This window comes from Streptococcus sp. SM5, from assembly GCF_027497975.1.
In genome coordinates this window covers 154163-172651 of record NZ_JAJNSC010000002.1, presented here as the reverse complement: position 1 = coordinate 172651, position 18489 = coordinate 154163, and the positions used below count along the sequence as shown (strand labels likewise).

The 18489-nt window shown below is 33.6% G+C and carries 18 protein-coding genes; 11 read left to right on the top strand and 7 right to left on the bottom strand.

From position 1 onward, the window contains the following. Positions 1-167: 167 nt before the first annotated feature. From PAN07_RS02115 to PAN07_RS02100, 4 genes are all read right to left on the bottom strand, one after another. On the bottom strand, positions 168-650 hold the full coding sequence (locus PAN07_RS02115; protein WP_045615983.1) for a hypothetical protein: 483 nt from the start codon (positions 648-650) through the stop codon (positions 168-170). A gap of 1 nt (position 651) precedes the next feature. After that, positions 652-2019 (bottom strand): DEAD/DEAH box helicase, encoded by a 1368-nt coding sequence (locus tag PAN07_RS02110; protein WP_045615981.1) that lies wholly within the window; start codon positions 2017-2019, stop codon positions 652-654. Further along, the gene (locus tag PAN07_RS02105) at positions 2000-2281 is read right to left on the bottom strand and encodes a VRR-NUC domain-containing protein (RefSeq protein ID WP_045615979.1); all 282 of its coding nucleotides are present in this window, start codon (positions 2279-2281) and stop codon (positions 2000-2002) included. Before PAN07_RS02105 ends, PAN07_RS02110 begins: the two co-directional genes overlap by 20 nt. Positions 2282-2560: 279 nt before the next feature. After that, positions 2561-4846, bottom strand: a complete 2286-nt coding sequence (locus PAN07_RS02100) for a phage/plasmid primase, P4 family (protein ID WP_269796869.1) — start codon at positions 4844-4846, stop codon at positions 2561-2563. A 304-nt stretch (positions 4847-5150) separates the two neighbouring features. On the opposite strand from PAN07_RS02100, the gene PAN07_RS02095 reads away from it, so the two are divergent. The 5 genes from PAN07_RS02095 to PAN07_RS02075 all read left to right on the top strand — a co-directional run bounded on the left by PAN07_RS02095 (position 5151) and on the right by PAN07_RS02075 (position 9529). Beyond that, a complete protein-coding gene (locus PAN07_RS02095; RefSeq protein ID WP_257994450.1) occupies positions 5151-5285 on the top strand; it encodes a hypothetical protein in 135 nt (44 codons plus the stop codon). Next, entirely contained in the window at positions 5260-5577 is a 318-nt protein-coding gene (locus PAN07_RS02090) for a hypothetical protein (RefSeq protein WP_261182202.1), read from the top strand. Before PAN07_RS02095 ends, PAN07_RS02090 begins: the two co-directional genes overlap by 26 nt. Then, the gene (locus tag PAN07_RS02085) at positions 5570-6691 is read left to right on the top strand and encodes a DUF2800 domain-containing protein (protein ID WP_269796868.1); all 1122 of its coding nucleotides are present in this window, start codon (positions 5570-5572) and stop codon (positions 6689-6691) included. Before PAN07_RS02090 ends, PAN07_RS02085 begins: the two co-directional genes overlap by 8 nt. Before the next feature lie 4 nt (positions 6692-6695). Continuing rightward, positions 6696-7241, top strand: a complete 546-nt coding sequence (locus tag PAN07_RS02080; RefSeq protein WP_000208941.1) for a DUF2815 family protein — start codon at positions 6696-6698, stop codon at positions 7239-7241. 332 nt (positions 7242-7573) lie between these two features. Continuing rightward, positions 7574-9529, top strand: a complete 1956-nt coding sequence (locus tag PAN07_RS02075) for a DNA polymerase (protein ID WP_269796867.1) — start codon at positions 7574-7576, stop codon at positions 9527-9529. Positions 9530-9569: 40 nt separating this feature from the next. Here the strand turns inward: PAN07_RS02075 and PAN07_RS02070 are convergent, their stop codons facing one another. Continuing rightward, entirely contained in the window at positions 9570-10169 is a 600-nt protein-coding gene (locus PAN07_RS02070; protein ID WP_269796866.1) for a hypothetical protein, read from the bottom strand. Positions 10170-10591: 422 nt separating this feature from the next. Here PAN07_RS02070 and PAN07_RS02065 point away from each other — a divergent pair, with 422 nt between their 5' ends. The 4 genes from PAN07_RS02065 to PAN07_RS02050 all read left to right on the top strand — a co-directional run bounded on the left by PAN07_RS02065 (position 10592) and on the right by PAN07_RS02050 (position 14987). Then, positions 10592-11488, top strand: coding sequence for an ABC-three component system protein (locus tag PAN07_RS02065; RefSeq protein WP_269796865.1), 897 nt, complete (start codon positions 10592-10594; stop codon positions 11486-11488). Further along, a complete protein-coding gene (locus tag PAN07_RS02060) occupies positions 11481-11918 on the top strand; it encodes an ABC-three component system middle component 2 (protein ID WP_001059494.1) in 438 nt (145 codons plus the stop codon). The genes PAN07_RS02065 and PAN07_RS02060 overlap by 8 nt, the downstream gene beginning before the upstream one ends. A gap of 5 nt (positions 11919-11923) precedes the next feature. Next, positions 11924-13726, top strand: coding sequence for a hypothetical protein (locus PAN07_RS02055; RefSeq protein ID WP_269796864.1), 1803 nt, complete (start codon positions 11924-11926; stop codon positions 13724-13726). A 106-nt stretch (positions 13727-13832) separates the two neighbouring features. Continuing rightward, on the top strand, positions 13833-14987 hold the full coding sequence (locus tag PAN07_RS02050; protein WP_261182192.1) for a hypothetical protein: 1155 nt from the start codon (positions 13833-13835) through the stop codon (positions 14985-14987). Positions 14988-15040: 53 nt separating this feature from the next. Here the strand turns inward: PAN07_RS02050 and PAN07_RS02045 are convergent, their stop codons facing one another. Then, complete coding sequence (locus tag PAN07_RS02045) at positions 15041-16561, bottom strand: DNA methyltransferase (protein ID WP_045615956.1); 1521 nt, start codon at positions 16559-16561, stop codon at positions 15041-15043. 157 nt (positions 16562-16718) lie between these two features. On the opposite strand from PAN07_RS02045, the gene PAN07_RS02040 reads away from it, so the two are divergent. Further along, positions 16719-17408 (top strand): LexA family transcriptional regulator, encoded by a 690-nt coding sequence (locus PAN07_RS02040; RefSeq protein ID WP_195594068.1) that lies wholly within the window; start codon positions 16719-16721, stop codon positions 17406-17408. A 122-nt stretch (positions 17409-17530) separates the two neighbouring features. Further along, positions 17531-17839, top strand: a complete 309-nt coding sequence (locus PAN07_RS02035; protein ID WP_000080422.1) for a DUF5960 family protein — start codon at positions 17531-17533, stop codon at positions 17837-17839. A gap of 41 nt (positions 17840-17880) precedes the next feature. Here PAN07_RS02035 and PAN07_RS02030 read toward each other — a convergent pair whose 3' ends face one another. After that, positions 17881-18459: a hypothetical protein gene (locus tag PAN07_RS02030; protein WP_195594065.1), complete on the bottom strand. Its 579-nt coding sequence runs from the start codon at positions 18457-18459 to the stop codon at positions 17881-17883. Between the last annotated feature and the right edge of the window lie 30 nt (positions 18460-18489).

Sequence of the window (18489 nt, the reverse complement as noted above, 5' to 3'; positions counted from 1 at the left end):
TTTCTAGGTGTATATTACCGTAGAACCATAATTTTATCCAGTGAAATTAGCAGATTTTTTATCTTTTTTGACATCTTAAGTATATCACAGTCATTTTTAAAAAGCAGTACCATCTTAGTAACAACTTAGTAACAGGGTAGTACCACCTTAGTAACACCCTAGTATCATTATCCATTTATACTCAAGGTTTTTCCTGCGAAACGGTAATATTCTTTTACTTGTTTTAAGGCTTTTTGTCTATATCGACTAACTGTCATTCTAGAAACATTATGCTTAGGTAGTAACTCATCCCATGTCAATCCAGCTAAGACTAAATCAACTACTACATCTCTCATAATTTCATCAACAGAAGAAACAGCAAGTTCAAAGAAATCGAGATCGGTTTTTAAATGACAGTACTTTTCAAACAATGACTCCTGATATTCTCTTTCCTCTGCTAAGAACTTATCATGAAAAGATAGAGCCATATTTTCTGTCCTAACATTAGTTTTACTCGTCTTAACACGTTCTTCATTTGTCTGTCTAGTAGCAAGAGAATAGAGAAAAGCATCTTCTGAAATGGGTTTATAGTTTTCAATCAAGTTCTTTGCAATTGTTAAATCTCTTTTTGCATCTTGATAGTGTTGAAAATAGTAGTCTACTTTATCCATATCATCCTCCTACTTGTGCTTTTACTGCTTCAATCAAACGTGATTGTTGTGCGTCCTTGGCAGTTAAAGCTTTTAGAATATCATCATCAATTGTACCTTCCGTTACAATATGTTGGATAATGACTGTGTTTGATTGTTGCCCTTGACGCCAAAGTCTAGCATTTGTTTGTTGGTAAAGTTCAAGAGACCAAGTTAACCCAAACCACACTAAGTGATGACCTCCCTTTTGTAAATTTAGACCATGTCCTGCACTAGCTGGGTGTAGCAAACCAACAGTGATGTTCCCTTTATTCCATTCATGAATATCAGTTTCACTTTTAAGAACTGTACTTTTAACCCTAAGCTTGTTCAATCGTTCTTGAATACGAAGTAAATCATGCTTGAACCAATAAGCAACCAACACAGGTTCTCCATTTGCTGCTTCGATAATATCTTCAAGTGCATCTAGTTTTTGATCATGTAACTTGATAATTCTATGATCATCAGAATAAACTGCACCATTTGCCATTTGAACCAGTTTATTGGATAAACTAGCAGCATTTGCTGCCGTTACTTCAATTTCGTTAGAATCAGAAATAACAGATTCCTTTTTAAACTCTTTATATTTTTTTGCTTCTGCATTTGTTAGATGGACTGATTTTTTCGTTGAGATTAATGTTGGCATTTGTAGATAATCCATCGCTCTCATAGAAATTGTGATGTCATCAATCTTGTCAAAGATTTGACACTCTGCATAGTCCATTGGAATATATTCATAAACGACATTTCCATTTCTACGTCCCTCTCTAAAATAACGACTTCGATATTCTCCAATAAAACGTCCCAAACGGACACCACCATCTATGACTTTGAACTCCGCAAACAAATCCATCAATCCGTTGGAACTCGGTGTGCCTGTTAAACCTACCACTCGTTTCATGTAGGGGCGCATAGCCATAAAAGCTTTAAAACGTTTTGATTGCCATGATTTGAATGAACTTAATTCATCAATGACAATCATATCCCACTTGAAATGAGGATGACACTGTTCAACTAACCAAGGGATGTTTTCACGATTTACGATGTAGATATCCGCATCTTTTTGTAGTGCTTCTTGTCGTTGTTTGGGACTGCCTATAATTTTTGAATATCTCAAATGAGACAGTCCTTGCCACTGCTCTATTTCGTCACTCCATACTGTATTTGCGACTCTAAGCGGAGCAATCACCAGTACTTTATGAATTTCATAGCGATCAAACATCAGTTCATTAATAGCTGATAAGGTTGTAGCTGTTTTTCCCATCCCCATGTCTAAAATGACTGCTGCATAAGGAGTTTTTATGATGAAGTCTTTGGTGACTTCTTGATAGTCATGCAGTTTCAATTTCATCCAATATCCCCTCAATATCTTTCTTATTATCTAAAACATAGACTCGAAATCCTAAACGTTCAAATAGCTTATGCCGTGACACCTGCAAAGCTCTAGGATGTTGATTAGGTGCTTTTACTTCCACCAAACCAAACTTGCCATTGGGTAAGAATACCAGTCGGTCAGGTACTCCTGAAAAGGAAGGTGATACCCACTTTGGACAGATACCACCACGCTTTAAAACCTCGCTTGCTAACTTTTGTTCAATCACTTTTTCTCTCATTCTTGTCCTCTCATCAGATTTAAATGGTGGAGGTCTAATGAGGTCATTTCCTAAACTTTCCTTATATACTTTTTCTTAGTTAAATTTCCTATAGAGATAGTTTTAGAAAAGACCATCATTGACTTACACTAAACAAAGAAATGGAAGTCGTGGAACTTAATCCATAAACTTTTTGACCATACTTCATAAATTATTTTTCACTGAATACTTCAACGACTTACACTCCAAAAACACTTGATTTAAAATCTAGTGGAGATATACCCTCACTTGTGTAAGTCATTAGTTTAGAAAATCATCGTCATCAGCTTTTAATGTTAACCCCATAATAAAATTCCCTTTATTAGTTCGCTTTCGTTCATAACCGGCTTGATTAAGTGCAGCATAGAAATCAGTTGTACTTCGTGTGTATTCTAAATTTTGAAGGCAATATGCACGATACTTACTGTACAGTTCTCCTGATTTTTCGCTTAACTTTTCTCCCACTTCACAACTTTCAGTGATGAAATGCCCCAACCAGTCATTAGCTTCACGGTAGGATTTGACAGAATTTGTGACTGCTTTTGGAACTGATGTTTTAAAATTTGCTTTGATGGCTTTTTCCGCTCCTTCAATAATCCACGATAAAATTGCTGGCCCAGCATTATCGTACAGATAATCCGCAAAATTCTTAATATCTGAACGACCAGTAATTCTTGCATTAAATGGTATAACAACCAAACGTCGCCAAGTTCCATCATCGTTTGCTCCAACTTTTGGTAAATGATTTGTATAAAGTACCAGCGTATGAGATGGAACAAAATGGAATGGATCCTTATACTTCTTTTCTGCTTGAATTTCGTCAGTTGAGGTAATTTGCTTTACAACAGCAGTATTCAATCTCATTCCTTCTGCCATTTCAGAAGCAATTACAAGTCGTTTTCCTTTTAACTCAGCCAGTTCTGGACTCACATTTCGTTTATTATTCATGGTTAAAGCATCTGCAGATAATTTGCCAGAATAGCTTCCAAGTACTCTAGCGATTGTATTCCAAAAGGTTGATTTCCCATTTGCTCCTCCGCCATAAGCGATAATCATATGTTCTTGATAGACTTTTCCGATTGCTGTCATACCGATGATTTCCTGTACATAATCAATCAACTCCTGGTCATTACAGAAAAAAGTAGCTAAAGTTTCCTTCCATAATCCCAAGCCTTCATCACCTGGAGAAATAGTGGTTATCTTAGTGATGTAGTCTTTTGGGTCATGTTCATGGTAATCCCTAAGTCCATTTCTTAAGTTGTAGGTAGCGTTGGGAGTATTGAGCAACATATCGTCCTTATCAAGTTCTGATAAATCAATGGCTAGCATTGGTTTTGCAGTATTATGAGTCGCAGTAATATAGCGATAATCTCTTCTCTTCATAACAAACTGATAATAAGATTTTGAGGAAAGATAAATAGAATGAAGTTTTTGTTGAATCCGTGTTTCAATCACTTTAGTAAGAGCTTTACCACCTTCACGAACTACTGATTCATCAATTCCGGAGTTGACTAACTCTATAACGGACTTTTCGTATTGTTCAAGAGCATCTGCTAGTTGAAAGTCCATAAACTCAAGAACCTTTCCTATGGCCAATTGTTTATCTTCTTTCCAATACTGACCATTAAAAGTTAAATAGTCTGTCGCATTTGTATAAGCTAACACATCACCATACTCTCTAGCTAATACTCCAGCTTCTCCGATATCAGAAAAATCATCCGGTTTTAAAGAAGGCCTATTGAAACTATCTGGTGAAATATAATCATCTGAAGCTTTAATAGTCTTATTGTAAAATCGAACTGCACTTCCCCAGATTATATCTAGTTCAGATTTTTCTAATGGTGGTTCACATCTGGATGCCTGCTCATCAAAACCACTTCTTGCTTCTTGTGTAACTCCTAATCTTTTAAGAATTTTAGCCGCAAGAACTGACATGGTTGAATTTCGACTTCCCTCAGCGATAGGTCCTTTAGGTGGTCTATAAAAGTCAGCATCAAAATCTTCTTCTACTTCTATAGAATTAAGTTGAAGTAAATCTTCATCGATAGTCATCCAGGAATCATTCCATATGACTTTTGCATTCGGATTGCCAAAGAAAAACCTTGCTGCATCTTTTGCATTATCATCAAAAAATTGATACCTATTCGTGAGCTCTTCTTTCATAGCTACATAAGCTTCCCTATCGTTTGTTTCTTTAATTGGGAAATAAATATGAAACTTTGGACGTGCTATCATTGCACCCTTAGACAACATATGGTTTCGGCTAGTAACCAAAGCAAAGTTATAATCAATAAAGATTTCTTTAATGTTCTCTTCTGTAACCCACTCGTTAGGGTTGTCTGTCTTGTCATTATCAATATCCATGACAATAACATTTGATTTTATAAAATTTGAGTTTGAGCGAGTGTGATTGGTAAACTCTGCACCTACATGATCGTATTGAACTGCATTCAATAATGATTTGTCATCTGTTATTCTGACTTTATTGGGATATACAGTACTTGTTTGGATACCTGTCTTTCCAGAATGACATAACGAAAATTGCATCCGCAACTCCTCCTTAATCTGCTAATAAATTGAGAGTCTTTTTCTCTATCTATCTTTATAGGTAAAATTTGCCTGCTATTTTCCGGTTCAGTAGAAATTTATTTCAAAAAAAATTACTCTTCCTTTATATGTCAAAGGGAGAGTTTTCTTTCTTTTAAATTTTTTATTAATTTTTGAAAAAACCGGAATTCAATCATCTCTTTTTACCTATACAGGTGTAAGAATTAGAAATCGAATAGAAAAATATTTTTGAAATCCGGAAATTCTAAAGTGATTCTTACCTATAAAGATAGGAGGATGTGAAATGACAAAAGAACAATTGATTGAACACGATGAACAATTAGTAGATACACTAACTGCCATCAGTGTTATCTCAAAACAACTAGCTAAAAAAATCAAGGAGGACGAACAATATGAGCAAAATGAAACAACTGAATGACTTATTAAATGAAATGAAAGAATCAGCAAAGTGCCAGTTAAGAATTATAGAAGAGTTTCAAGAACTACTATCTGAGGAAAACACTTCTTTAAATCACGAAAAAGTTATGGAAGAACCAAGACATGTTACTCTTGAAGAACTTCGTGGTGTGCTTGCTACAAAAGCTAGTGAAGGATTTAAAGATGAGATTCGAGCTTTGTTAAAAGCTTATGGTGCTGATTCACTTTCAAAATTAGATCCTAAAAACTACTCAGCTTTAATGGAAGAGGCTGGAGGTATTGGTATTGACTAATCATGCTGTATTATCCGCTTCTGCTTCTCATCGATGGCTAAATTGTCCACCATCAGTAAGATTAACCGAAAAACTAGAAGATAAGGTATCAACGTATGCTTTGGAAGGAACAGATGCCCATGAGTTGTGTGCCTATTTAGTTGAAACTGCACTTGGACGTAAGGCGCGTGATCCTACCGAAAACTTAACTTTCTATAACGAGGAAATGCAACATTGCGCAGAAGAATATCGGAACTATGTAGTTGAACAGATAGAAATTGCAAAAACATATTCTAGAGATCCAACCGTTCTTGTTGAACAGCGACTAGATTTCTCAAAATGGGTTCCAGAAGGTTTTGGTACAGGAGACTGTATTATTGTAGCTGATGGTTTACTCCAAATCATCGATTATAAACACGGTCTCGGTGTGCTGGTTGATGCTGACCATAACCCCCAAATGATGTGCTATGCTTTAGGTGCTTTAGAAATGTTTGAAGACTTATACAGTTTTGATAAAGTGATAATGACTATTTTCCAACCACGAAAGAATAATGTCTCAACATTTGAAATGGACAAAGAAAAACTACTACACTGGGCTGAAACTGAACTAGCTCCTAAAGCTGAACTAGCTTTCAGAGGTGAAGGAGAAATGAAATCAGGAAAACACTGCCAGTTCTGCAAAATAAAAAGCATCTGCCGCAAACGTGCAGAAGATAATCTAGAACTTGCCAAGATGGAATTTGCTGATCCTGCTACTCTCAGTAATAAAGATATATCGGAGATTTTACCAAAAATTGAACTATTGATAACATGGGCTAACGATGTTAGAAATCATGCTTTAAATCTAGCTACAAATGGCCATACAATCCCAGGTTACAAGCTAATTGAAGGACGTTCTATTCGAAAATTCTCAGATGAAAATAAAGTAATTCAAACAGTAACTGCTGCAGGATTTGACCCCTATGAAAAGAAATTACTGAACATTACTGGGATGACTAAATTGCTTGGAAAGCAAGCCTTTAATGAGCTTCTTGGTAATCTAATTATTAAACCAAATGGAAAACCTACACTCGTTCCAATTGATGATAATCGTCAAGAAATGAACCTAGCAAAAACAGATTTTATAGAGGACTAAACTTATGACAACAAAAGTAATTACAGGAAAAGATACACGTTTTAGTTATTTAAACGCTAATGAACCAAAAGCTATTAATGGTGGTAAACCAAAGTATAGCGTGTCACTCATCATTTCAAAAGATGATGTTCAAACTATTGATAAAATTAAAGCAGCAATTGAGCAAGCCTATAAAGAAGGTGAATCTAAACTAAAAGGGAACGGAAAATCTGTTCCATCCCTAGAAGTTTTGAAAACTCCACTTCGTGATGGCGACTTGGAACGTCCTGATGATGAAGCTTATCGCAATGCTTACTTCGTAAATGCGAACTCTCCACATAAACCTGGTATTGTTGATGCTAACCGTCAAGAAATCATTGATACTTCAGAGTTATACTCCGGTATCTATGGACGTGCCAGCATCTCCTTCTACGCTTTCAATTCAAACGGAAATAAGGGAATTGCTTGCGGTCTTAATAACCTGCAAAAATTGCGAGATGGTGAGCCTCTGGGAGGTCGTACAAGTGCTGAAGATGACTTCGCTACAGACGATGATGATTTCTTAAACTAAGAAAGGAGATATGAAAGATGATTTTTTCAATTTTTATGACTATCTTAATATCAGTTTGGCTATTCACTGGACTATATGCTGCATTTATGACAATTCGAGATGATATCCGATCAGAAAAAGAGAGAAAACAAAAAATGGTGAATACAAATGACAATAATTGAATTTCTATGGACTGTTGCATCTTGTCTCACAATCGCTTTACTCAGCCATCTTTTATATGTTAGTATTCGCAATGACATCAGATATGAGAGAGAACGATTCTTTAGTCGCAGAAATAAACACTAAAACATGGTGGCAGTTCTTCCTGCCACCTTTTTATGAAAGGATGAATTATGCAAATTAAAGAACTATCAGTAGACATAGAAACTTATTGTGATGTAGACCTACGGAAAACTGGAGTTTATCGCTATGCGGAAGATGAATCTTTTGAAATCCTTCTACTAGCAGTATCTATCAATAATGCTCCTGTAATTGTTTATGACCTAACTAAGGATGAACTTCCAAATCTCATCCTACAAGCCTTGCTTGATGATACAGTCATTAAATGGGCTTTTAACGCAACATTTGAGCGCATTTGCCTATCTAATTGGATTAAGAAACATTACCCTACCTTACTTAACGAGAACTTTTTATCTCCAAACTCTTGGCGATGTAGCATGATTTGGTCTGCTTATTTGGGATTGCCCTTGTCACTTGAAGGTGTAGGTACGATTCTTAAACTTAGTGAACAAAAACTAAAAGTTGGGAGTGAATTAATTCGCTACTTCTGCCTTCCTTGTAAACCCACAAAAATAAATGGTGGTCGAACACGTAATTATGAAAATCACGCGCCAGAGAAATGGAAAAATTTCATCGAGTATAATAAACGAGATGTAGAAGTTGAACTAGCAATCAAAAAGAGGTTGCAAAACTTCCCAGTTCCTGACTTTGTATGGGATGAATACCACCTTGATCAGAATATCAATGACTGCGGTATTGGAGTTGATGTTGACTTTGTCCAGTCAGCTATCAAAATTGATTCAGAGAGTAAAGCAAAAATCCAAGAAGAATTAAAAGCTTTAACAGGTCTTGAAAATCCCAACTCCGTTCTACAGATGATTGGTTGGTTACGTGAGCACAATATAGAAACAGATTCACTAGATAAAAAGACTGTAAATAACCTTTTACATAAAGTTGATGAAAAAACTGCAAGGGTTCTAAAATTACGTCAGCAAGCAGCGAAGTCAAGTGTATCCAAATATCAGGCAATGATGAATTGTGTTTGTAAAGATGGACGTGTAAGAGGAATGTTCCAATTTTATGGAGCAAACCGAACTGGGCGATGGGCTGGACGACTGGTACAACTTCAAAACCTACCACAAAACCACTTAAAAGATTTAAATGAAGCGAGAATACTCTTTCAGTCTGGAGATAGTGATGCTGCTGAACTTCTCTACGATGTTCAGGACACACTGTCACAGCTTATTCGAACATCTTTTATTCCTAGTAAAGATAAGAAATTTATCGTTTGTGACTTTTCAGCTATTGAAGCTCGCGTTCTATCCCATCTAGCAGGTGAGACGTGGAGAACTAAGGTTTTTAATAAAGGGGAGGACATTTACTGCGCCAGTGCCAGTAAAATGTTCCATGTCCCAGTAGAAAAACATGGAGTTAATGCACACTTACGTCAAAAGGGAAAAATTGCAGAGCTGGCTCTAGGATACGGTGGTGCTGTGGGCGCTCTTAAAGCAATGGGAGCTATTGAGATGGGATTAACTGAAAAAGAACTACAACCTCTTGTTGATTCTTGGCGATCAGCCAATCCTAACATCGTTCTGCTGTGGTGGGATATCGATAAGGCTGTCAAGACTGCTATCAAGAAACAAACCGAAACGCAAAGTCATGGAATTCGATTCAGTGTTGAAAAAGGAATGTTATTTATTACTCTTCCCTCTGGGCGAAGATTAGCTTATGTCAAGCCAAGAATTGGAGAGAATCAATTCGGAGCGGAATCTGTAACTTATGAAGGGACCGGTTCTGCAAAACGATGGGAAAGATTGGAAAGTTATGGTCCAAAGTTTGTAGAAAACATCGTTCAAGGAATTAGTCGAGATATCTTAGCTTATTCAATGGAACAACTAAAAGACAAGAAAATTGTTGGGCATATTCATGATGAGGTTATCATCGAGTGCTTACCAATGCAAAAACTGGATGAAATATCTAATCAAATGTCCATTTCTCCAAACTGGATGCGAGATATCAATCTACAAACTGAAGGGTATGAATGTTACTTCTATCAAAAAGACTAAAGAAAATCCGCATCCTTGATAGGATAGCGGACTTCTTTTATTATTGATTTAATTCTCTATAGACTTCTTTGGCCATTGCTTGAGCTTTCTTAATAGCTTCATAACCTTGAGTCTTTTTCATTCCAAGTGTAGAAATAATATCTTGTTTTGCGATATCCATATTCTCATAAATAAGTCTTAGAATTTGGCCATATTTCTTATTTCGACATTCTACTTCTTCAATCAGTTCACGAATTGTTTCTAACATCATAATAATCTCTTCGTGAGAGTCTACACCAGTTGGATCGAAACCGACTTCTTCGCTATTAGACATTTTATCCAACATCTCATCTAAAGATAAGTCACTAACTTTCGTATAACGATTAAGATACTCGTTAACATCCATATTGAAGATTTTAATGACATTGTCAAAATCCTCAATAAAGACTGGTACAAAACCTACAAGTACAGCTTTCCCATAAAACTTAAATGTTTTTAAGTTTTTAGGGTTAATATCTTTGCTCTGTCTCATTTCCTTATCTCTAATTACAAAAGGAGCAAGAACTTGATTAAGTGCACAAGGTACATCGTTATATGCCTTTTCACTTTTATAGCGATCTGGAGTGTATTTTGAATTGCGTTGTTGTTCATTAATTGGCATGTCTTGTCACCTATTCCTTCGTTCACAAAGGAATAACTCATGCCAAAAAAACTATTAAATTTTATTTCTGACCACATCAGCATTTCCTTTGCTAAATCATGGTCAGTCGACTTCACAGACTGAACTGCTATTCACAACTTCCACCTTTGAAGTCAGAGGCCGTGATCAAGGGCAAGGTTTCGGTTGGATAGTAACTTTGTAAACGCACTCATTATAAAATTACAAAACCTTATTTTTCTGATATAATTATTAGTAAATAAATCTATATCTAGGGAGAGGTTTACATTACAAAGTATACTTTATTTGTAAGTTTAACCTCGTATGGTTTCGGAGGCTTTCGGATACTATCGGAAAAAAGGAGGTGATAATGAGTGCAATTTGCAGAATTCCTTAATTTGCTATACGTCAACATAGGGGGAGAGATGTCGAAAAGTGAATTTCTCAATACACTAATTGAAAATTCAATCGAGAATCCTGATGATAATCCCCTCTCCAATTTGGCGCCCGATACAATTAATAGGTATTTCTCGCCATCCGGCAATACAATATCTAAGAATAAAGCTAACAAGCTTATCAAAATTATTCAGCTCTCTGCTCTTACAACTCATATAGAAAATCAATTAACAGTCGACACCATTGATAGACTAGCTGATACCTTACATCAATATGGGCTCTATACAGATGATTCTGAACTGGAAATTTCTGAAATTTGTGCTCAACTTTTTCTTAATTTTTTGCAAGGAAAAGTAGGTATCCAAACTTTTAAAAAAGAACTGCCATCTGTTGGTGAAATTGAAATTACAAAAGTCCGTTATGAAAATGGAAAAATAGTTATTGGCTCACAGTATCTTCAGTTACCAGAAAAAGGACCTATTCCTGATTCTCTAGTTGAATTTGAAGATGTTTACAGTAAGCAACTTTTAATTGCATACTCTGAAAATGATGGTAATCCAAAAACAGATTATTACAATGTCCAAAATCTCCCCCAAAAGTACAGAAATCACTTACATGATCAAAGAGTGAATTTCTTCAACGCTGATTATGTATTACGGGCTATTAGAGACGGCTTTAAAGATAGTGAACAACAAATTGCACTACTAAAGCAAGAAACCTATGATTCAATTAGTGATATTCTGTTTGAAGATTACAAAACTTCATTCAAAAAAGTTACTGAAACACTCAAACATATCACAACGGTTTCATTTTCAAAACCTAAGATAACACAAATCCAGAACTTCATTGGTAACTCTGAAAAGAAAGGTCTTTGTCATTCACTAGTAAACGATGGCAAATTTAACTGGGTAGATGATAATGAATAATATATTTGATACTACTTCAGAAGTAGCTATGCAATGTTTAATCACAATTAATTGCCTAAATAAAAAAAGCCTATCACTCGATAGACTTTGGTTAATTAATTTTTTAAGCTTATATGCTAAGGATTTCAAATTTAGTGAAATCAACCTGTATGGAGATAGCATTTATTCTTCAGTACAATTGACTGTCAGGCATGAAAAAGTAAAAAAAGCGATTCTACTATTGGCATCAAAACATCTTATAAGATTAGATGAAGGGAAAATAGGTAAAATTTCTATAACTCAAAAAGGTCAAGATTTAGTCGACAAACTGAATTCTGATTTTGCTAGTTCCTATAAGGTAGTTACCAATAGCATCTACAATACTTTAAAAAATATGAGTGATTTAGAATTGCTCGCATTTACTCATGAACATATTCTAAATAAGGAATGATTATTATGGAAGCATCTTACTTGAAAAAGTTAACTGTAACTGGAATACATAAAAAATCTGAAATAAATTTTAATAAAGGACTTAACATTATCACAGGACCTTCCAATGTCGGGAAAACCTGCATTGTTAAGTGCATCGACTATCTTACTGGTAGCTCTTCTCTCCCTTTTTCTCCTTCAACACACTACAATACCATTACTTTAGAAATTTCAGTTGACGATAGTCTAGTTATTTTAAGTCGAAACCTCGAAGAAGATACCATTATTGTTGAATCTACACTTCCAAGTATTCTTTCAGGGGAATACTACTCAAAAAACAAGAGTAAAAACAAAGAGCCAATAAGTAATGTCTGGCTTCAAGTTTTTGGAATTACTCCTCCAGTTACAGTGGTTAAAAATAAAAACTTTAAGACACAAAAACTTGGGGTTAGAACCTTTATAAATTCTTGGATAATTCATGAAAATGATATGAATCGTCCTACATCAATTTTACTACCTCAGATGCCAAACCAACGAACAGCTTACCTATCAGCACTTCTTTACTTGCTTTATGGAAAAGATTTTTCTGAAATCAAGAAACAAGAATCAGCCGAAGAAAGAAAAATACGACATGACTCTATAAAAAACTATATTAGCTCAAAGATAGTCCAGTTTAATGAGCATCACAATCGACTAGCAAAAGAATTAGACCAAAAATCAGTCATAGATATTGAAACTGAAATTGATCAACTATCAGAAAAGTTACATAACTTGCGAAATACTCTCACTAGTACAAATTCAAAACATGAAAATCTACTGCAGCAAATTGCAAAAATTGATTCTGAACTATCTGAGAAATCCGTATTACTCAATCGTTTCAATGAACTTTCAAGTCAATATCAATCTGACTTCAATAGATTATCGTTTATTGTAGAGTCACACAATGAATTAGCAAATGTAGCAGACTCAGCTTTATGTCCCGTCTGTAATAATCACATCAATCAAGATTCATTGGAACATCATCTTGACTCTTTCAGTGAGGAATTGACCACTTTAATTAGTAAAATTGAAACTCTAAACAAAACGAATACTGATTTACAACAAAATATTTCAGTACTATTAGAGTCAAAAACTAATCTTGAACAGCAAAAGAAAATGATTTCAGCTGAAATTGATAATATCTTGCTACCTGATGAGAAAAAACTTTCCTATAGAATTCAGCAGTATAAATCATACATCAAAACAAAAAGTGATATTGAAACTATAAATAAATTGGTAGAAAATTGGTCTCAAGATATTGATGATTTAGAAAATGAGAAGAATGAAAAAGTCGAGTATCTTCCCAAAGACGAATACCCAGCTCAGTTTTGGCAGTATATGACTAAAAATATACAATCAATCCTAGCTGAGTGTGCTTTTGACAAAGCCAGCTTTAGTCGTTTTGATAGGAAAGAATTTGATATTATGCTAATGAATGAGAAGAAGATTGCCCGATATGGTAAAGGTTTTATTGCATATTTAAATACTGTTGTAGTTTTAGCTTTAAGAAAAATATTCTCTCAACAGGCTCAATATAAACCATTCTTCTACATTTTTGATACTCCTCTACTAGGCTTAGATGAAGGGGAAAAAAATGATACTCCAGAAAGTATGCAAATTGCCTTATTTGAATACTTTAAGTCTTCAGCTTACGAAGGACAACTAATCGTCATTGAAAACTCTAGAAATCTACCAAAGCTTAATTATAATGACATTAATTATATTGAATTTACAAAAAATCATAGGTATGGGCGCTATGGTTTCCTGAATGGGGTTGATGATGAACAATGATTTGAATAAACAAGTACCAATTCTATAAAAAAGCAACCATTAAGCTAGTTATAACTAAAATATATTAATCATTTTTGAGGAACTTACCATGAACCTATACACCACAATGCATAAAGAATTTGAATCAAACAAAGACTTAATAGAATTTTCTAGAAAATATGAAAGAAGTATAGATCGTTTTTTAATGATTCGAAGTATGAATAAAAAATACATCCTAGATTTTTATAAGGAAAATAAAAAAGAAGTGGAATATTCTAAAGAATTTGATTTAATGAATGCACTGTTTAATTCTGATTTTGAAACCTCTATTATTGAAAAATTCATTTTAGAACAGCGAAATAAATTAGTTCTTGAGCGTGAAAAAGAGGCTGAAGGACTTAACGAGCTATTATCTCAAATCCCTATTCATAGTGCAGGAATCAGAGATGACAAGGTCGATTCTCTGCTAAAATCATTCGTTAGAAATAAAAATATAAAAGAGTTTCAGATTCTAGAAAATGAACTTGACAATAATCTATTAACAAAGGTACGAAACTACGCTCTTTGGTCTTTTTATAATCAAACCGCAAATGACTTGATTGAACTAACATTAGTAAAACATCCCAATGTCATACCTACGCTTAGAAAAATTCACGATATTGACTTTTTTGTAAAGATTGAAGATAAATTAATTCCTTTCGACCTTAAAATAACACATATCTCTGATGACTATTTTAACCTATTCTCAAAAGGGGTACATGAAAATACAGATGGATTTGATGACTTTATCCCAATAGAATCCGATGAAAAAAGCGAAAGCGAAAAGATTAAAAATATCTATAAGGCGAATAAAAAGAGACTATCTCTTCCTAAAATGGGAGGGTTGAAAACAAACCAATTAATACAAGAGCTGAAAGAAAAAGACAGTGATCCAGTGATATCCAAATTTTTATCTGAAATTACAGAAGCTAGAAAACAAATCGTTATTTCTACCATTGAAAATACAAAAATATTGGAATGGTGGAACTATAAATACCAAGGTGAACGATTGTTTTGTAATAATAACCGTTTCTTCATATTTCTTACCTATCTGGACAAATTTCAAGATGCTAGAAAATTGAAAGGGCATATCAGTCAAATCTCTGATAAAATTAATGAGCTCTTAAATAATATTACTTTAAATAAAGTTAATACTATCCAATATCATTATGAGAAGGAAAAAAGTTACGAAAAGGATTACACTGTCCAAGCTATGTCGATAGTTTATGTTAACGAAAATTAGTCACTAAATTTCAAAAGTGGTCTGACTAACTTTTAGCCGGACCACTTTTGAATTTACGTATTTTTGATTGACCACACTTCATCAAAATATGCTACTTCAGATAAATGAGAAAAGATATTTGAATCTGTTACTGTTATACCTAAATTTAAAAATTCTTTTAAGAATTCAACAATTATAGAATTAGTATCTTTATGTCCTAATTCTATAACTCTAATAAATAAATCTTTTATTAACTGATTTTGTTCCTCTAATGTTAACTCAGATCTCCTATTTAATCCCTCCCTTTTTCTACAAACAATTAAAACATCACCTTTTATTGTATTCTTTCTATTTAATTGTCTTGGCGGGAATGTTTTTTGAGTTAATAATTTACAATCTTCTACTTCAAATCCATGTTTAAATAACGAATTTGTTATTGAAGACCATTCAAATCCAGATAATGAATGATAGGTGAAAATAAAATATTTATCTTTCTTTAAAACCCTATATATTTCAGAAATTGCTTGATCGATATCAATTTGAAATTGTTCCTTACTTTTTTTACGAAGTTTACTATCAGATATCACTATCTCATTTTCATAATCAACATTAAAGTTTAACCATAAATTCCACAAAGCACTTTGTTCAAAATAAGGAACGGCATCTCCATAAGGAAAATCTGTAAAAACTAAATCTATAGAATTTGAATTTATTAACAAGTCTTTAGCATCAAAACTCTCTATCTTTATCTTTCCTTTTGGAAATAAAGTAGAATACTCTTCCATAAATTCTTTTTTGCCATTTACTACTTTCCTAACTCTATTAAAAAAATAATGAAAAACATTGTTTTCCAAATAAGTTGGTCCAATATAAAAGCCTGTCATCCATGCGCCTTGTGACATATCTCCCCTACTTTTAATCGGAGGAACTAATTTAGAACAATTTGCTAGATTAGATGTAAAGGCAAGTAATAAAGCATCCTTCTCTTGAGAATCCTCAAAATTATTAATTATTGAAAGAAGACGCGCATGACATGATAAACTTCGTACATCAAATAAGTCTGATACCTTCATATCTACTTTTGCAGATATTCTAGAATTAGGAATTAAGGTATTGTTTGGGAACCAATCTCCTATATCATAATTTTCTTCCTTAACTTTCAAATTCTCGATATAAAGTTCTGATGGTACGACTTCAATAAGTTTATTATCATCATTTTTTATCTTTATTTTCTTTACTCTACCATTATTATCCCTTAATGTCGTTATTACCTCTTTTCCTTCATAGTAAAACCACTCTTCTCTTAACAAAATTGTTTTATCATAAATTTCTTCAATCATTTTGTCTAATTTCGAAAAATCAATACTTGTTGATGTTAATACTTTTGTTATAAAATTTGAAATTGGATTTAAATCATTAGAAATCGCATTGCGACCATTCAAAATAGCTTCACTAGCAAAACTACCGTAACCAGCAAATGGATCTAATAAAATATCACCCTCACTACTATATTTTAAAATTAAATCTTTCAGTTCACCAGCTGGTTTTTTCCCCCAGTATTTATGCATCATGTATTTCTTATTTCTCTTATCCATTATAGCCTCCCTATCTTTTTGTTTAATACATTAGTCATAAAAAAATTGTCAAATTAAATTATATCACAAAAAAGTCATTAGCTAAATCTTGTAAATCTTTCAAAAATTTGATAAAATTTTGTTGTTCTATTAAACAACTTACAAGGAGTAGTATACCATGTTTTCAGAAATAAGTCTAAAGAAAAGAAGACTTGAGAAAGATTTATCGCAGGTAGAAATTGCAGAAATGCTCAGCATAAATAAATCTTCCTACAGTAGTTGGGAATCTGGACGTGCCAAGCCCAATCAAAAAAATCTAGCAGCACTTGCTAAAATCTTAGATGTTGATGTAACCTACTTCGAGTCTGAGTACAATATTGTCAATAACTATCTTCAGTTGTCTCCTGATAATCAAGCAAAAGCTGAGGAATATGTTGAGGAATTACTACTTTCACAACAATCCTCAAAAGTCACTCCACTCTTCTCAGTGCAGGTACTATCAGATATCCAACTTTCTGCCGGTCTTGGAGAATTTTTATTTGATGAATATGAAACTGAAACCGTCTTCTCAGATGAAGAACAGCTTGGATATGATATCGCTACTTGGATTAGTGGTAAGTCTATGGAACCAATCTATCAAGATGGTGAAGTAGCTCTTATTCGTTCCAGTGGATTCGACTATGATGGTGCAGTATATGCTCTATCGTGGAATGATTCAGTCTTTATCAAGAAACTTTATCGTGAAAAAGAGGGTTTTAGAATGGTATCCTTAAATGATAAGTATCCAGATAAGTTTATTCCTTATGAAGATGAACCACGCATTGTTGGCAAAGTCGTAGGTCACTTTATGCCTGTAATTGGAAGTTAAAACATATACAGGCATTATAGCAAATATTTCAAATAAGCAAGTACTGCTTAAAACACCAAGTAATTACGGGAACATTCCAATTTCAGACATCACCAATATCCAGTTAAAATCGGAGGGAAATCATGAGTCAGCTTGAATTTCATAAAAATGAATTGCAAATGGATTATTTCAGCAATAGCTATCGTAAGTTTGAGACAGACTTCTATAAATATTCTGCGTTAGACACACCTTTAACTTTCTTAACAGATGACATCATGCTTACCATGGCTAAATCTATGAAGAACTACTTCAAATTAAATAAAGAAAATGCCAAAGATAATCGTGATCACTACTTCATTTTTAATATTGAAACTGTGAAAGAAAGTAAGTTGACTAGGAAGTACTCCTATCAGAAAACTGTTACAAATATAAATCAAGGAGCAAAAAACTGATTTGCTCCTTTTTTATATCCAGAAATTTAATTCTCGCCTTCTTAAACAGCATCAGAACGATATATTGTTTTTTGAAGATTTAGATAATCCATCAAGTTAATAACTTTATTATTTTCTGCCACTTCTGAAATAGTATCAGTCTCAAATCCATTTGCTTGAGCAAATAGAATTGTATAATCATATACAAGATCAAACAACTCATCTATTTCAGAGTTTAGTTTCAAAGAAAGTAGTTCTTTTTGATTATCCTGTAAAAATTTTAAGAAATTATCAACCTCTTCTTCACTTACTTCTCCTTTTTGTGCTAATTGAATGAAATGAACTAGCTTTTCTATAAGTTTCTTTACAATCTTCTTATATCTATTTGAAATAAATGCATAATAACCAACACCACCAACAGCTAGAACAGTTGCACCAATAGCTGTTACTAGCACATATTTATTTTTTGCAAGGCCTTTAACGACCTGTTGAGCTGGTTCTCCTGCCTTTACCTCTTTTAGATGCTTTACTATATGGCCGGATGAATTTCTGATTATTGAACCATAACGTTTATAAATTCCAGAGTCTAATCCTTTCTGAATATTTAATGGAATTTCTATAGTAACTTGATTTAATGACATAATTATAACTTACCTCTTAATTCTATCGTT

Bases quoted from the DNA above. Each gene is read 5' to 3' on its own strand.
- PAN07_RS02115 (WP_045615983.1), bottom strand. From the start codon at position 650: ATGGATAAAGTAGACTACTATTTTCAACACTATCAAGATGCAAAAAGA.
- PAN07_RS02110 (WP_045615981.1), bottom strand. From the start codon at position 2,019: ATGAAATTGAAACTGCATGACTATCAAGAAGTCACCAAAGACTTCATC.
- PAN07_RS02105 (WP_045615979.1), bottom strand. From the start codon at position 2,281: ATGAGAGAAAAAGTGATTGAACAAAAGTTAGCAAGCGAGGTTTTAAAG.
- PAN07_RS02100 (WP_269796869.1), bottom strand. From the start codon at position 4,846: ATGCAATTTTCGTTATGTCATTCTGGAAAGACAGGTATCCAAACAAGT.
- PAN07_RS02095 (WP_257994450.1), top strand. From the start codon at position 5,151: ATGACAAAAGAACAATTGATTGAACACGATGAACAATTAGTAGATACA.
- PAN07_RS02090 (WP_261182202.1), top strand. From the start codon at position 5,260: ATGAGCAAAATGAAACAACTGAATGACTTATTAAATGAAATGAAAGAA.
- PAN07_RS02080 (WP_000208941.1), top strand. From the start codon at position 6,696: ATGACAACAAAAGTAATTACAGGAAAAGATACACGTTTTAGTTATTTA.
- PAN07_RS02075 (WP_269796867.1), top strand. From the start codon at position 7,574: ATGCAAATTAAAGAACTATCAGTAGACATAGAAACTTATTGTGATGTA.
- PAN07_RS02070 (WP_269796866.1), bottom strand. From the start codon at position 10,169: ATGCCAATTAATGAACAACAACGCAATTCAAAATACACTCCAGATCGC.
- PAN07_RS02065 (WP_269796865.1), top strand. From the start codon at position 10,592: ATGTCGAAAAGTGAATTTCTCAATACACTAATTGAAAATTCAATCGAG.
- PAN07_RS02060 (WP_001059494.1), top strand. From the start codon at position 11,481: ATGAATAATATATTTGATACTACTTCAGAAGTAGCTATGCAATGTTTA.
- PAN07_RS02055 (WP_269796864.1), top strand. From the start codon at position 11,924: ATGGAAGCATCTTACTTGAAAAAGTTAACTGTAACTGGAATACATAAA.
- PAN07_RS02050 (WP_261182192.1), top strand. From the start codon at position 13,833: ATGCATAAAGAATTTGAATCAAACAAAGACTTAATAGAATTTTCTAGA.
- PAN07_RS02045 (WP_045615956.1), bottom strand. From the start codon at position 16,561: ATGGATAAGAGAAATAAGAAATACATGATGCATAAATACTGGGGGAAA.
- PAN07_RS02040 (WP_195594068.1), top strand. From the start codon at position 16,719: ATGTTTTCAGAAATAAGTCTAAAGAAAAGAAGACTTGAGAAAGATTTA.
- PAN07_RS02035 (WP_000080422.1), top strand. From the start codon at position 17,531: ATGAGTCAGCTTGAATTTCATAAAAATGAATTGCAAATGGATTATTTC.
- PAN07_RS02030 (WP_195594065.1), bottom strand. From the start codon at position 18,459: ATGTCATTAAATCAAGTTACTATAGAAATTCCATTAAATATTCAGAAA.